The sequence below is a fragment of the Streptomyces sp. NPDC008163 genome, assembly GCF_042956885.1.
Lineage (GTDB): Bacteria > Actinomycetota > Actinomycetes > Streptomycetales > Streptomycetaceae > Streptomyces > Streptomyces drozdowiczii_A.
Map to the genome: position 1 here is coordinate 89,400 of NZ_JBIBHG010000008.1, position 19,833 is coordinate 109,232.

Annotated in this window: 14 protein-coding genes; 7 read left to right on the top strand and 7 right to left on the bottom strand. The window is 72.5% G+C overall.

Annotated elements, in window-relative coordinates:
• Positions 1 to 39: 39 nt before the first annotated feature.
• From ACFZAT_RS19085 to ACFZAT_RS19095, 3 genes are all read left to right on the top strand, one after another.
• Positions 40 to 1,404, top strand: a complete 1,365-nt coding sequence (locus ACFZAT_RS19085; RefSeq protein WP_391265388.1) for a protein kinase — start codon at positions 40 to 42, stop codon at positions 1,402 to 1,404.
• A gap of 35 nt (positions 1,405 to 1,439) precedes the next feature.
• Positions 1,440 to 4,022 carry a bifunctional FO biosynthesis protein CofGH gene (locus tag ACFZAT_RS19090; protein WP_391265389.1) on the top strand — a complete coding sequence of 861 codons (2,583 nt, stop codon included), beginning with the start codon at positions 1,440 to 1,442 and terminating at the stop codon, positions 4,020 to 4,022.
• Between the two features lie 375 nt (positions 4,023 to 4,397).
• Complete coding sequence (locus ACFZAT_RS19095) at positions 4,398 to 4,688, top strand: hypothetical protein (RefSeq protein WP_391265390.1); 291 nt, start codon at positions 4,398 to 4,400, stop codon at positions 4,686 to 4,688.
• 12 nt (positions 4,689 to 4,700) lie between these two features.
• On the opposite strand, the gene ACFZAT_RS19100 is transcribed toward ACFZAT_RS19095, so the two are convergent.
• Complete coding sequence (locus tag ACFZAT_RS19100; RefSeq protein WP_391265391.1) at positions 4,701 to 5,621, bottom strand: phosphotransferase; 921 nt, start codon at positions 5,619 to 5,621, stop codon at positions 4,701 to 4,703.
• A 169-nt stretch (positions 5,622 to 5,790) separates the two neighbouring features.
• Here ACFZAT_RS19100 and ACFZAT_RS19105 point away from each other — a divergent pair, with 169 nt between their 5' ends.
• Positions 5,791 to 6,903 carry an ADP-ribosylglycohydrolase family protein gene (locus ACFZAT_RS19105; RefSeq protein WP_391265392.1) on the top strand — a complete coding sequence of 371 codons (1,113 nt, stop codon included), beginning with the start codon at positions 5,791 to 5,793 and terminating at the stop codon, positions 6,901 to 6,903.
• On the opposite strand, the gene ACFZAT_RS19110 is transcribed toward ACFZAT_RS19105, so the two are convergent.
• From ACFZAT_RS19110 to ACFZAT_RS19125, 4 genes are all read right to left on the bottom strand, one after another.
• Positions 6,891 to 8,465 carry a sodium:solute symporter family protein gene (locus ACFZAT_RS19110; RefSeq protein WP_391265393.1) on the bottom strand — a complete coding sequence of 525 codons (1,575 nt, stop codon included), beginning with the start codon at positions 8,463 to 8,465 and terminating at the stop codon, positions 6,891 to 6,893. The two genes, ACFZAT_RS19105 and ACFZAT_RS19110, sit on opposite strands and share 13 nt — an antisense overlap.
• Positions 8,466 to 8,897: 432 nt before the next feature.
• Positions 8,898 to 9,098 (bottom strand): DUF397 domain-containing protein, encoded by a 201-nt coding sequence (locus tag ACFZAT_RS19115; RefSeq protein ID WP_391265394.1) that lies wholly within the window; start codon positions 9,096 to 9,098, stop codon positions 8,898 to 8,900.
• Between the two features lie 209 nt (positions 9,099 to 9,307).
• Positions 9,308 to 10,165 (bottom strand): Scr1 family TA system antitoxin-like transcriptional regulator, encoded by an 858-nt coding sequence (locus ACFZAT_RS19120; protein ID WP_391265395.1) that lies wholly within the window; start codon positions 10,163 to 10,165, stop codon positions 9,308 to 9,310.
• Positions 10,166 to 10,405: 240 nt separating this feature from the next.
• Positions 10,406 to 11,128, bottom strand: a complete 723-nt coding sequence (locus tag ACFZAT_RS19125; protein WP_073968696.1) for a GPP34 family phosphoprotein — start codon at positions 11,126 to 11,128, stop codon at positions 10,406 to 10,408.
• Between the two features lie 179 nt (positions 11,129 to 11,307).
• Between ACFZAT_RS19125 and ACFZAT_RS19130 the strand changes: the two genes are divergently transcribed.
• Together ACFZAT_RS19130 and ACFZAT_RS19135 are read left to right on the top strand one after the other, a co-directional pair.
• Positions 11,308 to 13,992 carry a serine hydrolase gene (locus ACFZAT_RS19130; RefSeq protein WP_391265396.1) on the top strand — a complete coding sequence of 895 codons (2,685 nt, stop codon included), beginning with the start codon at positions 11,308 to 11,310 and terminating at the stop codon, positions 13,990 to 13,992.
• Between the two features lie 178 nt (positions 13,993 to 14,170).
• Positions 14,171 to 15,997 (top strand): MFS transporter, encoded by a 1,827-nt coding sequence (locus ACFZAT_RS19135; RefSeq protein ID WP_391265397.1) that lies wholly within the window; start codon positions 14,171 to 14,173, stop codon positions 15,995 to 15,997.
• Positions 15,998 to 16,034: 37 nt separating this feature from the next.
• Here the strand turns inward: ACFZAT_RS19135 and ACFZAT_RS19140 are convergent, their stop codons facing one another.
• Both ACFZAT_RS19140 and ACFZAT_RS19145 read right to left on the bottom strand, forming a co-directional pair.
• Positions 16,035 to 16,970 (bottom strand): GNAT family N-acetyltransferase, encoded by a 936-nt coding sequence (locus tag ACFZAT_RS19140; RefSeq protein WP_391265398.1) that lies wholly within the window; start codon positions 16,968 to 16,970, stop codon positions 16,035 to 16,037.
• Between the two features lie 50 nt (positions 16,971 to 17,020).
• On the bottom strand, positions 17,021 to 19,120 hold the full coding sequence (locus ACFZAT_RS19145; protein ID WP_391265399.1) for a restriction endonuclease: 2,100 nt from the start codon (positions 19,118 to 19,120) through the stop codon (positions 17,021 to 17,023).
• A gap of 122 nt (positions 19,121 to 19,242) precedes the next feature.
• On the opposite strand from ACFZAT_RS19145, the gene ACFZAT_RS19150 reads away from it, so the two are divergent.
• Positions 19,243 to 19,692 carry a hypothetical protein gene (locus ACFZAT_RS19150; RefSeq protein ID WP_391265400.1) on the top strand — a complete coding sequence of 150 codons (450 nt, stop codon included), beginning with the start codon at positions 19,243 to 19,245 and terminating at the stop codon, positions 19,690 to 19,692.
• Positions 19,693 to 19,833 lie beyond the last annotated feature (141 nt).

A 19,833-nucleotide genomic window follows, 5' to 3' on the forward strand; every position in this document is an offset into this window, starting at 1 on the left:
ATACTGGGCCGCCGGATCACCGGGGGGAGCGCCGAGCGCATGGCGTACGGAACGCACGGGGCGGACCTGCCCGAGAGGGTCGGCGGATACGAACGGCAGCTCGGCGCCGGTGGCATGGGCGTCGTCTATCTGGCGCGGTCCCGGGGCGGCCGCGCGGTCGCCGTGAAGGTGGCCCGCTCCGAACTGGCCGTCGATCCGCACTTCCGCGAGCGGTTCCGGGCCGAGGTCGAGGCCGCCCGGAGCGTCGGCGGCTTCCACACGGCTCCGGTGGTCGACGCGGACCCCGACGCGCCCGCGCCCTGGCTGGCGACGGCCTACATCCCCGGGCCCACGCTCGCCGCGCTCGTGCAGGCCGAGGGCCCGATGGACGAGGCGCGGCTGCGGCAGCTGGGCGCGGCCCTCGCCGAGGCGCTGGCAGCCATCCACCGTTGCGGGCTCGTCCACCGCGACCTGAAGCCGGGCAACATCATCATGGCGGCGGACGGACCGCGCGTCCTGGACTTCGGCATCGCCCGCGCCCTGGAATCGACCCGGCTCACCGCGACCGGGATGGCCTTCGGTACGCCGGGCTTCCTCGCCCCCGAACAGGCCCAGGGCCTCGAAGTCGGCTCCCCTGCCGATGTGTTCGCCCTGGGCGCCGTGCTCGTCGCGGCGGCGGGCGGCAGCGCGTTCGGGGCCGGGACGCCCATGGGGATGATGTACCGGTCGGTGCACGAGGCGCCGGACCTGGGCGCGGTGCCGGAGGGCGTACGGGACGTGGTGGCGGCCTGCCTGGCGAAGGAGCCGGGCGAGCGGCCCCTGCCGGAGGCGCTGTTGGACCTGTTCGCGCCCGGGGGTCCGGCGTACGTGCCGCCCGTGCCCCTACCGGCGCGGAGCCCGGGCCACCCGGCCGACGCGACCCCGCCGAGCCTCACCAAGCCCCCGGCGCCGCAGCACTCCCAGCCGCCCGCGCCCCCGGCCTACCCGCCGGGCTCCGGGACCCCGTCCCCGTACCCGCCGATGGCCGCGTCCCCCTACGGCCCGTCCCCGTACACCCCCTCGCCCTACCCACCCGCCGCCGCGATCCCCGACAACCCCTACGCGCGGGGGCCCGCAGGCGGCCCGTGGCAGCAGGCGCCCGCCGAGCCGGTCACCGACATCGGGTTCGTCGGGGTGGGCACCGACAGCTCGCTGGTGATCGACGCGCTCGGGATCGAGTTCCAGGCGGGCAACGGCCTTGAGCTCCAGTTCGCCTGGGCGGAGATCGGCCGGATCGAATACGTGGTGCACGGGCCCAAGCTCCTGGTGGTCACCGTCCGCCTGCGCGCGGGAGCCGTCCACACCTGGACGCTGGCCGCCCGCAACCGCTCCCGCCTGCGGGAATGGACCCAGGACCTGCCGCTGATCCTGGAGTACTACGCGTAATCCGGGCTCCGGCTACCCGCTCGTATGCTCGGGGCATGACCGATCCTCAGAGCGGACCCCCCACGACCAATTCGATGCGGCGCGCGCTCAAGCGCGCGCGTGACGGAGTCGCACTCGACCGGGCGGAGGCCGCCGTGCTGCTCCAGGCGCGCGGCGAGGACCTGACGGATCTCGCGGCCTCCGCCGCCCGGGTGCGGGACGCGGGCCTGGAGGCGGCGGGGCGCCCGGGGGTCATCACGTACTCCCGCAAGGTCTTCATCCCGCTGACCCGGCTCTGCCGCGACAAGTGCCACTACTGCACGTTCGTCACCGTGCCCGGCAAGCTCCGCCGGGCCGGGCACGGCATGTTCCTGTCGCCCGACGAGGTGCTGGCCATCGCCCGCGAGGGGGCGGCGATGGGCTGCAAGGAGGCCCTGTTCACGCTCGGGGACCGGCCGGAGGACCGCTGGCCCGAGGCACGGGAGTGGCTGGAGGCCGAGGGGTACGACGACACCCTCGCGTACGTACGCGCCATGGCGATCCGGGTCCTTGAGGAGACGGGGCTGCTGCCGCACCTCAACCCCGGGGTCATGAGCTGGACGGACCTCCAGCGGCTGAAGCCCGTCGCGCCGTCCATGGGCATGATGCTGGAGACGACCGCGACCCGGCTGTGGTCCGAGCCCGGCGGCCCGCACCACGGCTCCCCGGACAAGGAACCGGCCGTGCGCCTGCGGGTCCTGGAGGACGCGGGCCGGTCCAACGTGCCGTTCACCACGGGCATCCTGATCGGCATCGGCGAGTCGTACGAGGAGCGCGCGGACTCCCTCTTCGAGCTGCGCCGCACCGCCCGGGCCTATCACGGCATCCAGGAGGTCATCGTCCAGAACTTCCGGGCCAAGCCGGACACCGCGATGCGCGGGATGCCGGACGCGGAGCTGGAGGAGCTGGCCGCCGCGATCGCCGTCGCCCGGCACATCCTCGGCCCGTCCGCCCGCATCCAGGCACCGCCGAACCTGGTCGACGCGGAGTACGCGCTGCTCATCGGCGCGGGCATCGACGACTGGGGCGGGGTCTCGCCGCTCACCCCCGACCATGTGAACCCCGAGCGCCCGTGGCCGCACATCGACGAACTCGCGGCACGCACCGCCGAGTCGGGCTTCACGCTGCGCGAACGGCTCACGATCTACCCGGAGTTCATCCAGCGCGGCGAACCCTGGCTGGACCCGCGCCTGCTGCCGCACGTACGGGCACTCGCCGACCCGGAGACCGGGCTCGCCCGCGAGGGCGCGATCCCGGAGGGGCTGCCCTGGCAGGAGCCGGACGAGGGGTTCAACGCCTCCGGCCGCACCGACCTGCACCTCACCATCGACACGGAGGGCCGCACCGGCGACCGCCGCGACGACTTCGACGTCGTCTACGGCGACTGGGAGGCGCTGCGCGAGGCGGCGGCCCCCGGGATGGTGCCGTCCCGGATCGACGGGGACGTGCGCGCGGCGCTGAGCCGGGCGGCGGACGACCCGACGAAGCTCACCGATGACCAGGCACTCACCCTCCTGCACGCGGACGGCCCGGCCCTGGACGAGCTGTGCCGGATCGCGGACGCGCTGCGGCGGGACGTGGTCGGCGACGACGTCACGTACATCGTCACGCGGAACATCAACTTCACCAACGTCTGCTACACCGGCTGCCGCTTCTGCGCCTTCGCCCAGCGCCGCACCGACGCCGACGCGTACACCCTCTCCCTCGACCAGGTCGCGGACCGGGCCGCGCAGGCGTGGGACGTGGGCGCGGTCGAGGTCTGCATGCAGGGCGGCATCCACCCGGATCTGCCCGGCACGGCCTACTTCGACATCGCGCGGGCGGTGAAGGAACGCGTCCCCGGCATCCACGTCCACGCGTTCTCGCCGATGGAGGTCGTCAACGGGGCCACCCGCACCGGCATGTCGATCCGCGACTGGCTGACCGCCGCCGAGGAGGCCGGGCTCGGCTCGATCCCCGGCACGGCCGCCGAGATCCTGGACGACGACGTCCGCTGGGTCCTCACCAAGGGCAAGCTGCCCACGGCGACCTGGCTGGAGGTCATCAGGACCGCCCACGAGGTGGGCCTGCGCTCCTCCTCGACCATGATGTACGGCCACGTCGATCAGCCCCGCCACTGGCTGGGCCACCTGCGCACCCTGGCCGCGCTCCAGCAGGAGACCGGCGGCTTCACGGAGTTCGTGACCCTGCCCTTCATCCACACCAACGCCCCGGTCTACCTCGCGGGGATCGCCCGCCCCGGCCCCACCGACCGCGACAACAGGGCCGTCACCGCGATGGCCCGCCTCCTCCTGCACCCCCACATCACCAACATCCAGACCAGCTGGGTCAAGCTCGGCACGGAGGGCGCCGCCGAGATGCTCCGCTCCGGCGCGAACGACCTGGGCGGCACGCTGATGGAGGAGACCATCTCCCGCATGGCCGGTTCGAGTTACGGCTCCTACCGCTCGGTCCGCGACCTGGAGGCCATCGCGGAACTCGCCGGCCGCCCGGCCAGGCCGCGTACGACGCTGTACGGGGAGGTCCCGGCGGAACGCGTGGCGGCGGCGGGCGCGTCGGACGGACAGCTGCCGGAGCTGCTGCCGGTGCTGGGGGACTGACCGATACGGCCCGCCCGCCGGGCCGTACAGAGAGGATGTGTCCATGACCAGAAAACTCGGAATCGCCCTGCTCCCGTGCCCGGAGCACACGCGCGCCGCCGTCCGGCTGCAGCGGGATCTGGGTGCGGCGGCTGAGCCGCTGAGGCCCGCACTGAGCGAGGACGGCAACCTGCCCCACCTGACGGTGTTCCAGGGGTGGTTGGACGACCGGCTGCAACCCGGCCCGGTGCTGGAGCACATAGCCGTCTCCCTGAGCCTGCCCGCCGCGTTATCCCTTGCCTCGACAGGGCTCGTCCACCAGCCCTCCGGCTGGCTGTTCGCCTCCGTCGAGCGGCCGGCCCTCCTGGAGAGGCTCCAGGAAATCGTTATCGGCTCGTGGAACCCCACTTGGACCGGGCGGCTTTCGACACCGCTCAGGACATGTCGCACTTCACGGACGCGGAGCGCGCGAGCTACGCCCGTTTCGGGTATCGCTACACCGGCGAGGCGTACACGCCGCATCTCACGCTGGGCCGCACCGACGAAGAGACCGCGCTGGCTCTGGCCCGGAGCGGCCCGGGACGCACCGCCGTGCCCCGCACCTGGCTGTTCGACCGGCTCAGCTGCTACCTGATGGGCGAGCACGGTGCGCACGCCCGGACGCTGGCCGTACGGCCCCTGGGGTAGGACGCTCGGGTCTCACCCCAGCCCCTCGTGCTCCCCCACCACCGCCTCCACCACCCGCAGCTCGTTCGCCGCGCGGGCCGGGTCCTTCCCCGCGTCCCCCGTCAGATTCAGCAGGGCCTTCCACAGCGCCCAGCCCCGGGCCCTGGCCCAGGTCCCGGGGTCCTGGGCGACGGCGGCCCGGAAGGCCTCGCGGCTGTCTCCGTCGAAGAGGCCCCAGGCGATGACGAGGTCGCAGGCCGGGTCGCCCACGCCCGAGGTGCCGAAGTCGATCACGGCGGCCAGTTCGCCGCCCTGGACCAGGAGGTTGCCGGAGGCGATGTCGCCGTGGAACCACACCGGGTCCCCGTGCCACTCGGCGGCGAGGGCCGCCTCCCAGACCGCCCGCGCCCGCTCCGTGTCCACGCGGCCCGCCAGGACGGCCAGGCAGCGGCGGGTCTCCTCGTCGTAGTACGCGGGGGAGGCGCCCCGGTGCCAGCTGTGCGCGCCCGCCGCCGGGCCGTCCGCCGGGTCGCAGCGCTGGAGGGCGCGGACGAACCCGGCGACCGAGACCGCGAAGCCGGGCAGGTCCGCGATATGCCCGCGCGCCGCCGTCTCGCCGGGGAGCCAGCGCCGGACCGACCAGGGGAAGGGGTAGCCCTCGCCGGGCGCGCCCAGGGCGAGGACCGGGGGGACCGGGACCGGCAGCGAGGGGGCCAGGCGGGGCAGCCAGACGTGCTCCTTCTCCACGGCGGGGACGTAGCCCGCGGCGGTGGGCAGCCGGACCGTCATCGCGTCGCCGAGGCGGTAGGTGCGGTTGTCCCAGCCGTCGACCTCGACGGGGATCACGGGCAGGCCGCTCCACTGCGGGAACTGCGCGGCGATCAGCCGCTCCACGAGCGCGGCGTCGATGCCCGCGCGGCCGTCGGGATGTGCGTGGGGGAGGGATGAGGGCATCGGGCGATCATCGCCCCCGGCCCCGCGCGCCGCAACGGAATTCGATGCGCCTCGGAGCCGTACGGAATGCCTCGTCCCCCCGGCGTCCCGCAGCCGTTCGATTACAGTGCTGGGCAGTTACCGCACAGTCGCACAGGGGAACGAAGACACGGCATACGGGAGTGGCGCGGTGGGTACAGGGATCCTGGCCGTCTGGGGGCGGGCCGAGCAGCAGGACTTCCGCAGCCGGATACGCGGCACCCTCCTCGGCGGCGCCATCGGTGACGCGCTCGGCGCCGGCGTCACCGCCCTCACCCTGGAGGAGATCCGCGCCGCCCACGGACCCGACGCCGTCACCGACTTCGTCCCCGCCCACGGCGCGCGCGGCACGGTCACCGCCGCCACCCAGCTCACCCTGTTCACCGTCGACGGGCTGATCCGCGCCCAGGTCCGCCGCGACACCGGCGCCTGGCACCCGCCCACCGACGTCCACCGCGCCCATCTGCGCTGGGCCGCGACCCAGCACGACTGGGGGCCCGACGAGCGCCGCAAGGACAACGGCTGGCTCGCCGCGCAGGAATGGCTCTACGCCCGCCGCGCCCCCACCCGGGAATGTCTGAACGGCCTCGGCGACGACATCATGGGCACCCTGGACAGGCCCAAGCACCCCGCCGCGCACGACGCCGCCGCCCTCACCCGGTCCGCCCCCTTCGGACTGCTCGTCGGCTGGGAGCCGCAGCTGGTGTTCCAGCTCGCCGTCGAGTGCGCCGCGCACACCCACGGCCACCCCACCGCCCTGCTCGCCGCCGGTGCCTTCGCGGTCGTCGTGCACGGGCTCGCGCGCGGCGAGAACCTGGACGGCTCCGTGCAGCACGCGCTCGGGCTGCTCGCGGACCGCCCCGGCCACGAGCCCGTCACCGAGGCGCTGCGCCGCGCTCTCGGTGCCGTGCGCCAGGGCATCCCGGGGCCCGCGCTCATCGAGTCCCTGGGCGTCACGGACTCCGCCGAGGAGGTGCTGGCGGTCGCGGTGTACTGCGCGCTCGTCGGGGAGGACGTGCGGCAGGGGCTGCGGCTCGCCGTGAACCACGGCGGCCCGTCCGCCGCGACCGGGGCGCTGTGCGGGGCGCTGCTGGGCGCCATGCACGGGGAGACCGCGCTGCCCCCGGCCTGGCTCGCCGAGCTGGAGGGGCGGGCCACCCTCCTCGAACTCGCCGACGACTTCGCCATGGAGATGACCCAGGGGCCCGCCCTGCACAGCCCGGCCACCGCGGCGCCGGGCTGGCTGGCCCGCTACCCGCGCTGATCCGTTCCGGGCGCGCCCTCCACCGCGGCCGCTTCGCCCGGTCCGGCCTGGGCGGGCACCGCCGGGCCGTCGCCGTCCGTGTTGATCCGCTCGATCAGCGCGTCGCGTTCCGGGGTGTCCTCCGGTCGTACGAAGCCGATCACCACGTACAGCACCAGCGAGATCGCCAGCGGCAGCGCCACCTGGTACTGGAGCGCCACGCCCTCCTTCACGGAGCCGTCCAGCTCGTAGTTGGTGAAGTAGAACGCCAGCAGCCCCGCCGCCCAGCTGACGAGCGCGGCCGTCGGGCCCGACCTGCGGAAGCTGCGCAGCAGCCCCAGCATGAACGGGATCGCGATCGGGCCCATCAGACCGGCGACCCACTTGATGACGACGGAGATGATGTCCTTGAACGTCGGCGAGTTGATCTGTGTCGCCAGCGCCATGGACAGTGCGAGGAAGCCCAGCGTGGACAGCCGCGCGGCCAGCAGCCCGGCCCGGCCGCTCCACTCGCGGGCCGCCTTGGAGAAGACCGGGGCGATGTCCCGGGTGAAGACGGCGGAGATCGCGTTGGCGTCGGAGGAGCACATGGCCATCGTGTGCGAGAAGAACCCGACGACGACCAGGCCCAGCAGCCCGTGCGGCAGCAGCTGTTCGGTCATCAGCGCGTAGCTGTCGGAGGCGTCCGGCTTCTCGGCGTGGACCAGCAGCGGGGCGCACCACATCGGGAAGAACAGGACCGTGGGCCACACCAGCCACAGCACGGCGGAGAGCCGCGCCGAACGGGTCGCGGAGGCGGCGGAGTCCGTGGCCATGTAGCGCTGGGCCTGGTTCCACATGCCGCCGTTGTACTCGAAGGTCTTGATGAACAGGTACGCCAGCAGGAACGTCACGGTGTACGGACCGGCCGTCGGCTCCCCGTGGCCCTCGGGCAGCTTGTCCCAGACCGTCCACAGGGTGCTGAAGCCGTCCAGCTCGTGCATCGCGGTCACGAGCATCGCGAGACCGGCGAACAACTGGATGACGAACTGACCCAGTTCGGTGAGCGCGTCGGCCCACAGGCCGCCGACCGTGCAGTAGACGGCCGTGATGATGCCGGTGATGAAGATGCCCTGGGTGAGGGTGATCCCGGTGAACACGGACAACAGGGTGGCGATGGCGGCCCACTTGGCGCCGACGTCCACGATCTTCAGCAGCAGCCCGGACCAGGCGAGCGCCTGCTGGGTCGGCACGTTGTAGCGGTTCTTCAGGTATTCCAGCGGGGATGCCACGTACAGCCGCGAGCGCAGCCGGTTGAGCCGGGGCGCGAACAGCTTCGCGCCGATGCCGATGCCGATCGCGATCGGCAGCGACCAGGTCACGAAGGACGTGACGCCGTACTGGTACGCGATGCCGGCGTAGCCCGTGAACATCACGGCGCTGTACCCGGACATGTGGTGCGAGATGCCGGACAGCCACCAGGGCATCCGGCCGCCCGCCGTGAAGAAGTCGCTGACGTTGTCGACACGCTTGTGGGACCAGAGCCCGATCGCGATCATCACGCCGAAGTAGCCGATGAGCACGACCCAGTCGAGACTGTTCATATGTCCCCTCCCGGGGTCCGCCTTGTGAACGGGGTGCGCACTTCGCCAGTACGGCCGCTCAGCGGCGCCCCGTGCGGGAGCGGGGACTTCGGGGATTGAACCGTCTGCGTGGTACCCCGGTCAAGAGCCCCTACGGTCACGGATGTGAACACGGATCAGCAAGAGGAACGATTTTACTCGTTCTTGACCCGTGGAAGCGTTGTCGCGAACGTGACGGCGGCCACACGATGAGCGGGCGCTTCGCCAGGCTGTGAGCGCAGGGAAGCACGAAGAAGACCGCACGGGATGCGGGTCCCGTGCGGTCGAGAAGGAGGGGAACTGCCAGAGAATCCGGCCCGGGAACGGCGAAAGCCCTCTCGGCCAGGACGGCGGGCCGGTCGAGAGGGCCTGGTGCGGGCCGCGGCGCGAGTGCGCGGCCGGTTCGCGCGGGTCTCAGAACCCGGTGGTGCGGGAGACGTCCAGGACGAACGCCGACCAGGTCTTCGCGGAGAAGTCGAGGATCCCGCTGCTCACGCTCTTCGAGTCGCGGACCAGCAGCGCGCGACCCTCCGCCGCCTTGACCTCCACGCAGTTCCCATTCGCGGAATAGGAGGACTTGGTCCACTCCGTCAGTGCGTCCTGCCGAATCGCCATAATGACTCCGATGGTTGTGCCGGTCGTTGGGCGGTGCGCCCAGCCGCTGCGCCCAGCGACTTGTGAGGGACGCTACGCCGCAACATCATTGGCCGTGAGTGGCGTTCACCCGTTCGGATGACTTATGTCTTGGAGGTCTTCCGGCACAACCTGGCGCAGGTGTACCTTCCGCGCCGCACCTGAAATACCTTTGGGCGGCGCGGAATTCGTCACGCTCCGCAGTTCTCCGCCGCCTGCAGAATGTAGGCCCGCGACTGCTCCGCGCTGAGCGCCTTCGCGCGCAGGTGTTCGTACATCACGGCATAACTCTGGACGTCGGGCGCCTTCTCCAGATACAGGTCGCTGGTGATGCCTTCGAGATAGACGACGCTCGCGTCCATGTCCTCCTGGAATTCGAGGATCGTGTAACTCCCGTACATCCCCGGGTGCGCCCCGACGGTGTACGGCAGGACCTGGAGCGTCACGTGGGGCAGCTGGCTCAGCTCCGCCAGGTGTCTCAACTGGTCGGCCATGACCTGCGGGTTGCCCACGACGCGCCGCAGCACGGCCTCGTCGATCACGGCCCAGAACCGCAGCGGTTCGACCGGGTCGGTCAGCCGGTCCTGGCGCTTGATGCGGATCTGGATGCGCTTGTCGATCTCGGTGGGCGTGGCCTCCGGCCACATCCCCTCGATCGCCGCCTGCGCGTACTCCCGCGTCTGCAACAGGCCGGGGACGATCAGCGACTCGTACACCCGCAGGGACGCCGCGTCGGTCTCCAGACCGATGTACACGCTGTACGGGATGTCACCGAACGCGTGCCACCAGCCCTGCTGGCGGGAGTCCTTGGCCATCTGCATCAGCGACTCGACGACCCGGCGGTCCTCGACCTCGTACACCCCGCAGAGATCGCGGACGTCGCGCTGGCTGATGGAGCGGCGGCCGTTCTCCAGGCGGCTGATCTTCGACTGCGAGACCAGCAGCCGCTCCGCCACCTCCTCGGCGGTCATTCCCTTGATCTCGCGCAGTCGGCGCAATTCCTGACCCAACCGGCGTCGCCTGACGGTGGGATTGACGTTGGACGGCACGGAAACGGCACCTCCGGCTGTGTAGCTGTGCGTATCTACTGCTGAGCAGATTGCCACCCTCGTGCCCGGCCGCGCTGGGAAACGGCCACACACAGCGGCGCGGGGCAGTCGGTGGTATCGACTGCCCCGCGCCTGGTGCGGCTCCCGGACCGGGTCTGCATGACAACGGTGCGGCTGTGTTCGGTTGTTGAAGCAGTGGTGCGGGTGGTGACGGTGGTGCTGCGTGGTGCGGGCGCGGTCCTAGTGGGCCGCGGTGTGCGCCATGCTGCCGCGCCGTGAGGGCGACGGCACTTGCGGTTGCAACGGAACGCCGGCCGCCTGAGCGCGGCGCGGCTGTGCGACCGCCCCGTTCTGTACGTCCATCACGGCGTGCGCCACGAGGCCGCCCATCGGGTCGTGCCTGATCAGGTCCCGGAGCCGGGAGCGCGATGAACGCCCCTCGTTCCCGGGATACAGGTGCTTGCCGAGACCGACCGCGTGGGCCAGTGCGGCAAGCGCCGCGGTCCGCGGGTCCGGCGGTACGCCGGTGCGGATCGCACTGTCCAGCCTGGCCCTGATGTCCCGGCTGATCGCCGTGTCCGTCGCCTGGTAGCGAGTCGTCGGCAGCACTCCGCACATCTGGCCCTCGACGGCATGCACCATGCCGCACCGCTCCAGATGAGCGAGGTAAATCTGGCGGAGCCCCAGCCGGGGTCCGCCGATCCAGTGGACCGCCCGGACCGGACTGCCGCGCCTGCGCAGCAGTTCCAGTGCGGAGTCCAGGGTCGGATCTCCTGTCGGCCGTGGCATCACCACGGCGATACGATCCCCGTCTGGGGCTATCCGTCCTGCCAGGGCCAGCTCCACTAGCTGGGCTCCGGCGAGGCCGAGGTCGAGCGACTGCGGCTGCGCTGTGGTACCCGTGGTCGGGTCCAGAGCGAGCAGCAGAAGCTCCTCCGGAATTGTTCTGCGGCTCCTGCCCATCCATGCCTCCCCGCGTGGATGAATGACAGGGTGACCCCTCTCACATCTTCCTGTCGAGGGCGCCTGGTGGCTTTGTACGGGAACCAGTAGGTATGTCGTTCTCGTCTAGCAGCCCGGCCAAGGGTTCACACGGGACACTGGTAGATGGTTCGGACAGCGCGGGTGGTTCCCCGCGCCGCATGGAGGAGGCATCGGTGGCGGGCGAGTCCCCCGACAAGTCGGAGCAGCAGCAGTCGTCGGGAACGACTCGGAACGAGCGCGATCCGCGGCTCGGCGTCTTCCGCGACCCCGAACCGGAAGCGGATTCCGGCTCTGCCGGTACGGGGTCCGGTTCGGCCGGTCCGGATTCCGGCTCTGCGCGTACGGGTTCCGGCTCGGCCGGTCCGGAGACGCCGGCGCCCACCGACGACGCCGCCGGGGAGCCGGGGGCGTCCCCGGAGACCGCCGAGGATGCCCGGGAGACGGCCGGGGACGCTCCGGAGACCGCCGAGGACGCTCGGGAGACGGCCAAGGACGCTCCGGGGACCGCCGAGGGCAATCCGGGGGACGCCGAGACGCCGTCGGACGCTCCCGAGGCCGCTCCGGGCTCCCCCGAGGCCCCTTCGGGCGCTCCCGAGGCCGCTTCGGACGCTCCCGAGGCCGCTTCGGACGCTCCGGAGGCCGCTCCGGGCTCCCCCGAGGCCGCCTCGGACGCTCCGCAGGTCTCTTCGGACGCCCCCGAGCGCGCCGGGGCTGCGGAGGCCCCCCAGGAGGCCGGGACCGGCGCCGAGCCGGAGGCTGCCGGGCCCGAGGGGGGCGACGCGCGCCTCCGTGCGGCCGTGGCCGCCTGGGTCTCGACGGCCGATGAGGCCGGCAAGGGCACGGACGAGGCCGACGCCCCGGAGGAGCCGGGCGTCACCGGCTCCGGCGGCGACGGCCCGGACGCCAAGCCGGAAGCCGCCGCGAAGCCGGAGGCCGAGCCCGAGGCTGCCGTGAAGCCCGAGCCCGCCGCCGAGGCCGAGGCTCCCGTCGCCGACGCGAAGGAATCGGCCGACGACGAGCCCGCCGCCGACAGGAACGAACCGGCCACCGCCGAGCCCGCCGAGGCGAAGGTTCCCGCCCACGGCGACGCCCCCGGCGGAAAGACGCCCGCCGCCGAGCCGCAGGCCGAACCGGCCACCCGGACGGAGGCGTCCGCGGACGACAAGCCGGCTGCCGACGACAACGCCCCCACCGAGGAGCCGCCCGCCGCCGAGGCGAAGGCGCCCGCCGACGGTGACGAACCGGCCACCGGCAAGCGCACCCCGGCCCAGGAGCCGCCCGCCGCCGAGGCGCCGGTCGATCAGCCCACCGCCGTCTTCAAGGCCCCCCGGCTGCCCAAGGTCGACCAGCCGACGACCGCGCTGAAGATCACCAGGTCGCCGTCGGGTCAGCCCGTCGCCGCCGAGACCGAGTCGCTCACCGAGCGGACCAGCCAGTTCGTACCGCTGCGCGCCGACGACGTACGCCAGGCGCCCGCCCCGCGCAGGCCCGAGAGCCCCGTCGCCGGTCAGCCCGCCGCCCTCAGCGGCGCCGAGCGCACCCGGCAGCAGCCCATGCCGCCGAAGCCGCCGCTCGACCTGCTCGCCGAGCTGACGAACACCCCGCCGCCCCCGGAGACCCCGGTCCGCACGGCCGTGCGCAGGGTCAAGATCTGGACACCACTGGTCATCCTCCTGCTCATCGTCTTTGCGATCGCGCAGATGGTGCGCCCGCTCCCGGACCCGTCGCTCGCGATGACCGCGAAGGAGACGTACGGCTTCGAGGGCGGCGCCCCGAAGCTGCCCTGGCCCGAGCAGGGCCAGGGCTACATGGCCGCCACCGGCCTCGGCAAGGTCGACTCGTTCGGCGAGCAGAAGCCCGTGCCGATCGCGAGCGTCGCCAAGGCGATGACGGCTTACCTCGTGCTCAAGAGCCACCCGCTCAAGCGCGGCGAGAACGGCCCGAACATCAAGATCGACGCCAAGGCCGAGGCGGACGGCAAGCTCTACACCGAGGGCGAGTCCACGCTCAGCACGGTGAAGGAGGGCGACATACTCACCGAGCGTGACGCGCTCGCCGCGATCATGATCCCCTCCGCCAACAACATCGCCCGGCTGCTGGCCCGCTGGGAGGCGGGCTCGGAGAAGGCGTTCGTCGCGAAGATGAACGCCACCGCCGACGAGCTGGGCATGAAGAACACCACGTACACCGACCCCTCCGGGCTGACCGCCTCCACGGTCTCCACCGCCGAGGACCTGGTGAAGCTCGGCGAGAAGCTGGTCGAGTTCCCGGCGCTGATGGACATCACGAAGCTGCCGGAGTGGAAGGACCCCTCGGGTCACAAGTGGCGCAACTACAACACCCTCGTGCCGTACGACGGCGCCCTGGGCATCAAGACCGGCTCCACCTCCAAGGCCGGCGGCAACCTGCTCTTCGCGGCGCACAAGATGATCGACGGCACCGACCAGCTGATCGTCGGGGCGATCCTGGGGCAGTACGACGACGTCTCGATCATCGACGAGGTGAACCGGGTCAGCAAGAAGGTGATGGTCGCCACGCTGGACCTGCTGCAGGGCGCCAAGATCGTCAAGAAGGGCGACGTCGTCGGTGAGGTGGACGACGGCATGGGCCACACCACCCCCGTCGTCGCGACGAAGGACGTCAAGGCGGTCGGCTGGTCCGGCCTCACGGTCAAGCTCGAACTGACCGACGACGGCAGGACCATCCCGCACGAGGCGGTCGCCGGCACGCACGTCGGCACCCTCACCGTGGGCGAGGGCCGCAGCCAGGTGAAGGTCGCGGTCGCGCTCCAGAGCGACCTCGCGAAGCCGTCGTTCGGCGACAAGCTGACCCGCATCGGCTGAGGACGCGAGGAGGGGGCGCCCACGCGGAGCGCCCCCTCCGCCCCCGCGCCGCAAGCGCCCCGCGTGTTAGCGTCCCGGGGGCAACGCGCGGACCCCGGGGCGCGTCTTTCGGCCCATGAGACCCGAGCAGGAGAGCCGGCCGAAACCACGCGTCCGGGAAGGGACGGGGAGAGACGCAGTGACCACTGCCGAGCCGACACGGGCGGACGCCGACACCGCCGGCGCGGACCCCGCGCAGGCGAAGCGCCGAGACGACGGCGCGGCCACCCCGGAGACGCCCGGCGGGTTCGACGGTCTGAAGCAGCGCTGCCTGCGCCACCCGGTCCTGCTGACGACAGCGGTCGCCGCGGTCGCCCACATCCTGTGGTTCCTCTTCTTCGCCAACAGCGGCGGCGACATCGCGGCCCAGGACGCCTGGGCCGAATTCGTCGGCCGGCACCCGGGCACGGCGTACAACCTCGCCTGGTACGGGGGCATGCACCCCGTCTCGTACAGCGTGGTCTCGCCGTATCTGATGTCCCTGCTCGGCGTGCGGACGACGATGATGATCGCCGGCACGGTCTCGGCCGGGCTGACCTCGCTGATCCTGTACCGGGTCAAGGCGGTCCGTAACCCTCTGGCCTGCTCGATGGCGGGCGTCTTCGCGTATCTGTGCAACGCGCTGTCGGGGCGGGTGACGTTCGGTCTCGGCATGATGTTCGCCGTCGGCGCGGCGGCGGCCGTGTTCTGCTGGCCGTACCGGTGGCGCTACAAGCGGTGGGCGAAGGCGGCCGTCGCCGCGCCGCTCGCCGGACTCGCGACGGCCGGAAGCCCGGTCGCGGGGCTCTTCCTCGGCGTCGTCGCGGCCGCGCTGTTCCTGAACAAGCGGCGCCCCGGCGCGTACGCCCTGGGGCTCGCCCCGGTCGTGGTGGTCGCGCTGTCCGCCTGGCTGTTCCCGTTCTCCGGCACCCAGCCGATGTCGGTCGCGACGCTGTCCGGACCGTTCGTCTTCGCGTGGCTCGTCTTCTTCCTCGTACCGTCCGAGTGGAAGACGGTCCGCGTGGCCTCGGCCGTGTACGGAGCCGGGACACTGGCGACGTACGTGGTCGACTCGCAGATCGGCTCCAACGTCTCGCGGATGGCGATGCTGTACGCGGGCGTCGTCCTGCTGGCAGCGCTGCCGTACACCAGGCCCCGCTCGCAACGCTGGTACGCGCTGGTCATCGCGTTCGTCTCGCTGAACGTCTGGATCGGCTTCAAGGGCGTCGACGACATCGTCCGTACCGCCCCGACCGCCTCCTGGACCCGCTCGCTGGCTCCCCTGGTCAACCAGCTCCAGAAGGTCGGCGCCGAACGGGGCAGGGTCGAGGTCGTCCCGCCGAGCAGCCACCGCGAGGCGTCCGCGCTCCCGCGCTCGGTCAACCTGGCCCGTGGCTGGAACCGCCAGGCCGACATGAAGCGGAACCCGCTCTTCTACGACGACACCCTGGACCCCATCAACTACCGCCAGTGGCTCGACCGCTGGGCGGTGCATTACGTGGTGCTGCCGCAGGGCGACCCCGACTACAGCGGCGCCCGCAAGGAGGCCGAACTCGTCGGCAAGGGCCTCTCCTACCTGAAGCTGATCTGGTCCAACCAGGACTGGCGGCTCTTCGAGGTGGACAGCCCGGTCCCGCTGGCCGACCCGCCGGCCACGGTGGAGCGCGCGGGCGAGGGCGAGCTGACGATCCGCGTCAGGAAGGCGGGCCGGGTCCTGATCCGCGTCCCGTACTCGCGCTGGCTCGCCGTGGTGGACGAGGACGGCAACGGCGTGGAACGCCCCCAGGAGACCGAGGCGTCCAAGCAGCGGGCGGACGAGAGCACCCCGAGGACCTTCGTCAACGAGAACGGCTGCCTGATCAAGGTGGACGAGGACGAGGAGGGCGACGAGTGGACGGAACTCCTGGCCCCGCGCCCCGGCACCTACCGCCTCGGCGCCCCGTACCAGCTCCCGCCCGGGACGCCCTGCCCGGACGAACTGCGATGACGGTCGCCGTACGAATCAGCCCGTCCGACCGGCCGGATCACCGCGCCGTCGGGGTCGAGCGCCGAGGAGCGCGCCCCGCACCGCCGTCGACCGCGTCGCCCCGCGGCAGCTCCACCGGGGCGAGGTCGTACACCGCGAAGTCCGTCACGGGCCGGTAGCCGACGCGCTGGTAGACCCCGTTGCTCGTCGGGTTGGCCAGATCCGCGAAGAGCAGCACCTCCTCCGCCCCCTCGGCGAGCGCGGCGCGGGAGGCGTGGGCGGTCGCGGCGGCCCCGTACCCCCGGCCCCGTAGTCCGGCCGGGGTGTAGACGGTGGCGACCCGGATCTGCCCGGCGACCCGGGGCGTGAGCGCCGCCATGGAGACGGGGACGCCGTCCGGGGTCTCCCAGAGGCCGACCCGGCGTTCCGCGATCCGCGCGTCGGCCCAGTCCCCGGAGTCCCGGTGGCCGGCGCCGCCGATGGCCCGCACGAACTCCACGTACCACCGCGCGACCAGCTCCCGGTCCCGCGCCTCCGCGACCCGGCCGCGCCCCTCCGGCGCCGGATCCGGCCACCGCAGCTCCCCGAGCCGGTAGAGCCGCAGCCGCTCATGGAGCCGGGGCGCCGCCCCCGTACGCGCCCGCCACGCCTCGGCGAACGCGGCGGCGGTGGCTTCGTCCGCGTTGACCCCGGGGACGGGGTCGCCCACGGCACGCAGATGCGCGGCCAGCGAACCGGCCTCCTCGGGAGTGAGGGGCGTGACGATCAGCCGGTAGGGCGGGGTCCGGAAGTACGCGGCGCGCACCGCGCCGTCCCGCTCCAGCACACCGAACACGGGAGCCTCGTCCCCGTACGCCTGCGGCCCCCGGGCACGCAGCCCCTCGCACACGGTCAGGGTGACGGTGTGCAGCGCGGGCCGCGAGCGCAGGAAGTCCCCGGCGCGGGCGAGGAAGGAATGAACGTCGGGAAGGGGGAGCCAGGCTGAGGTATCCATGGCTCATCCTCCCGTGACGGGCGAGGGGTGCGCGTGCGGTTTTCGGCTGCCTACTCGACGTCGATCCCGTACTCCGTCACCAACTCCTCCAGACCGCCCCGGTATCCCTTGCCGCCGGTGACGAACTCCCAGTCACCGTTGGCCCGTCGGCGGAACGAGCCCAGGACGAGCGCGGTCTCGCCCGGCCGCCCGTCCGAGACGTCCAGCTGGTCGAGCGGGGCGCGCTCGGCGTCGAGCAGCCGGATTCCGGCGTCGGTGAAGCCGGACAGATCGGCGTCGGGGTTGGCGACGGGATCGATCGCGGCGATGATCACCAGCCGGTCCGCACGCGCCGGGAGCGCGTCGAAGGCGACCTGGACCGCGGCCTTGTCGGGCGCGACGGGGATCAGCGCACGGACCGAACCGTCCGGGGTGCGCGGGTTGTTGTAGAACACGAAGTGGTCGTCGTCCAGCACGCGGTTGCCCTGGCAGACGAGCGCGCAGACGTCCAGGGCGACGGAGCCCGACCAGTACATGCCGAGCACGTTGTGGTCGCCGCTCCCCGACCCGTCGTCGGGGCTTTCGGTATCCGGGGCGGTCCGCTGGGCCGGGACGGGACGGTCACCGCCGCCGCCCAGCCGCCCGCGCAGCCCGTGCCGGTGCAGCAGATCGACCAGCTCGGAACCGGGGACCAGCTCCAGCGGCTTGCCGTTGGCGAAGGTGTGCGAGCCGGGGCCGAACGCGGACGTGGTGACCAGGACGCCCTTGTTGGCGCCGGTGTCCTGGACCGTCCCGTACAGATCGCGGACGGCCGTGGGCGGCACGGTGTTGCGGTAGCGCTTCACCTGGACGACGATCTTGCCGCCGCGGATCGGCGCCGGGTCCAGCGCGTCGACATCGACGCCGCCGTCGTTGGAGCGCTGCGTGGTGACGGCCTGCATGCCCATGGCCCGGAACAGCTCGGCGACCAGGGCCTCGAAGGCGAGCGGGTCCATCTCGTACAGGTCCGGCTCCTCGTCGCCGCCGTGCGTCACGACCCCGTTGCCGACGTCCTCGGGGACCCGGCCGGGGCGCACCGCGGCGTACTGGTCGGGACGCGTGGACAACTGCCCGCGCAACCCGTCCACCAGGCAGTTCACCGCGTTCACCTGCTCCAGGTGCAGCTCGGCGAAGTCCGCCCGGGCCGCCATGACCGTGCCGAGGAACATGGGCATCCGCCGCCCGGTCGCCGGATCGTGGTCGTCCACGAAGCCGTTCAGCGCGACGGACTCCAGGGCCCCGAACTCGTCGGCGGCGAAGAGATCGCGCAGGACGAGCAGCAGGCACTGGGCGAGCACGTCCCGGTACAGGGCCCGGCGCTGCGTGACCGGCCGGGGCGACTCCTTCTCCTGGTCCGCGTTGATCATGTACCGCACGGACTTCGCCTCGGGGACGACGTCGTACCGGGGCAGCTCCCAGTTCAGCACCAGCTGCCGCGCGCCCGAGTCGTACGCCGCCGCCACCTGCCGGGGCAGCTCGTCGGGCCAGCCGGTGGAGGCGTAGAGCGCGGCGGAGAAATACTCGACGGCGGCCCCGGCGTCCCCGGCGCGCAGTCCGGCGGTCATATCGGCGATCCCGGCGTTGTGGCTCCGGATCTCCGCCAGCCGGGCGTCGGCCCACTGCTGGTACTGCCGCTGGTAGCCGGCGAACTGCGCCTGCCGCTGCGCCTCGGCCGCCTGCGCCGCCTGCCGGTCCCGTTCGAACCTGGCCCGCGCCTCGGCCTGCGCCTGGGCCCGGCGCCCGGCGGTCCACCCGCCGCCCTGTGCCTCGTACCGCGCGGGGTCGGGCATGGGTACGGGATGCGCCAGCGGCCCCGGCGCGAACGGCTCGACCCGCTCCGCCCGCGTCAGCGCCGAGGCCCGGAACGCCGGCGCCCGGCACCCGGCCGCCAGCAGCCCCTGCAACGCCTCGACCCGGGCATCCAACTCCCGCGTACGCCGCCGCGCCTCGGCCTCGCGCTGCTCCCGGTAGGCGGCCTTCTGCTCACGCTGACTCCGGGCGACTTCCCGTTGGTACGCCCGCTGCGCCCGCTCCTGATCCCGCTGATACCGGGCTTGCGCCTCCTGCTGCCGCTGCTGCTGCCGCTGCGCCTCGGCCCACACGGCAACCAACCCATTGGAGCGACGACTCATCCCGCCCAGGCCCTCCCCACAGCAGTGATGGCGGCAACTTTAATGCGAAGGGGCCCCGGCGCCCATGGAGTTGGCGATGCGAGGATGAACCCGTCCTTCACGTGGACCTCATGGAGGCTCTGATGCCACAGGCTCCGCTGCCGTACATCGACGAGCACGAGACGGTCATCGGGGCGTCGGCCGAGGCGGTCTGGCGCGCCCTGAGCGAGACCCTGGACCACTCCTTCGCGGGCCGGGCCGCGACCGCCTACGCCCGCCTGATCGCCGCCGGCGACCGCACGGCCTCCGGCCCCCGCCCCCTGGCGGAGGGCTCGACGCTCCCCGGCTTCCGGGTCACGGCCGCCACCCCGCCCCACGAACTGACCCTCTCGGGCCACCACCGCTTCTCGACGTACACCCTGACCTTCCACCTGTCCGAGCCGGCCCCGGCCCGCTCCCGCCTGAGCGCGGAAAGCCGAGCCACGTTCCCCGGCCTGCCCGGCACCACGTACCGCCACCTGATCCTCACCACGGGCGGCCACGCCCTGGGCATGCGCCGCCTCCTCGCGGCGGTCCGCCGCCGCGCCGAGTAGCCCGGCACTCAAACGGCCCCGGCACGCAAACGGCCCCGGACCGTGACCGGTCCGGGGCCGCTGCTCGGTGCCCCCGGCAGGATTCGAACCTGCGACACCCGCTTTAGGAGTGGGATTGGGTCCTTGCCGGGGGGTGCCTGG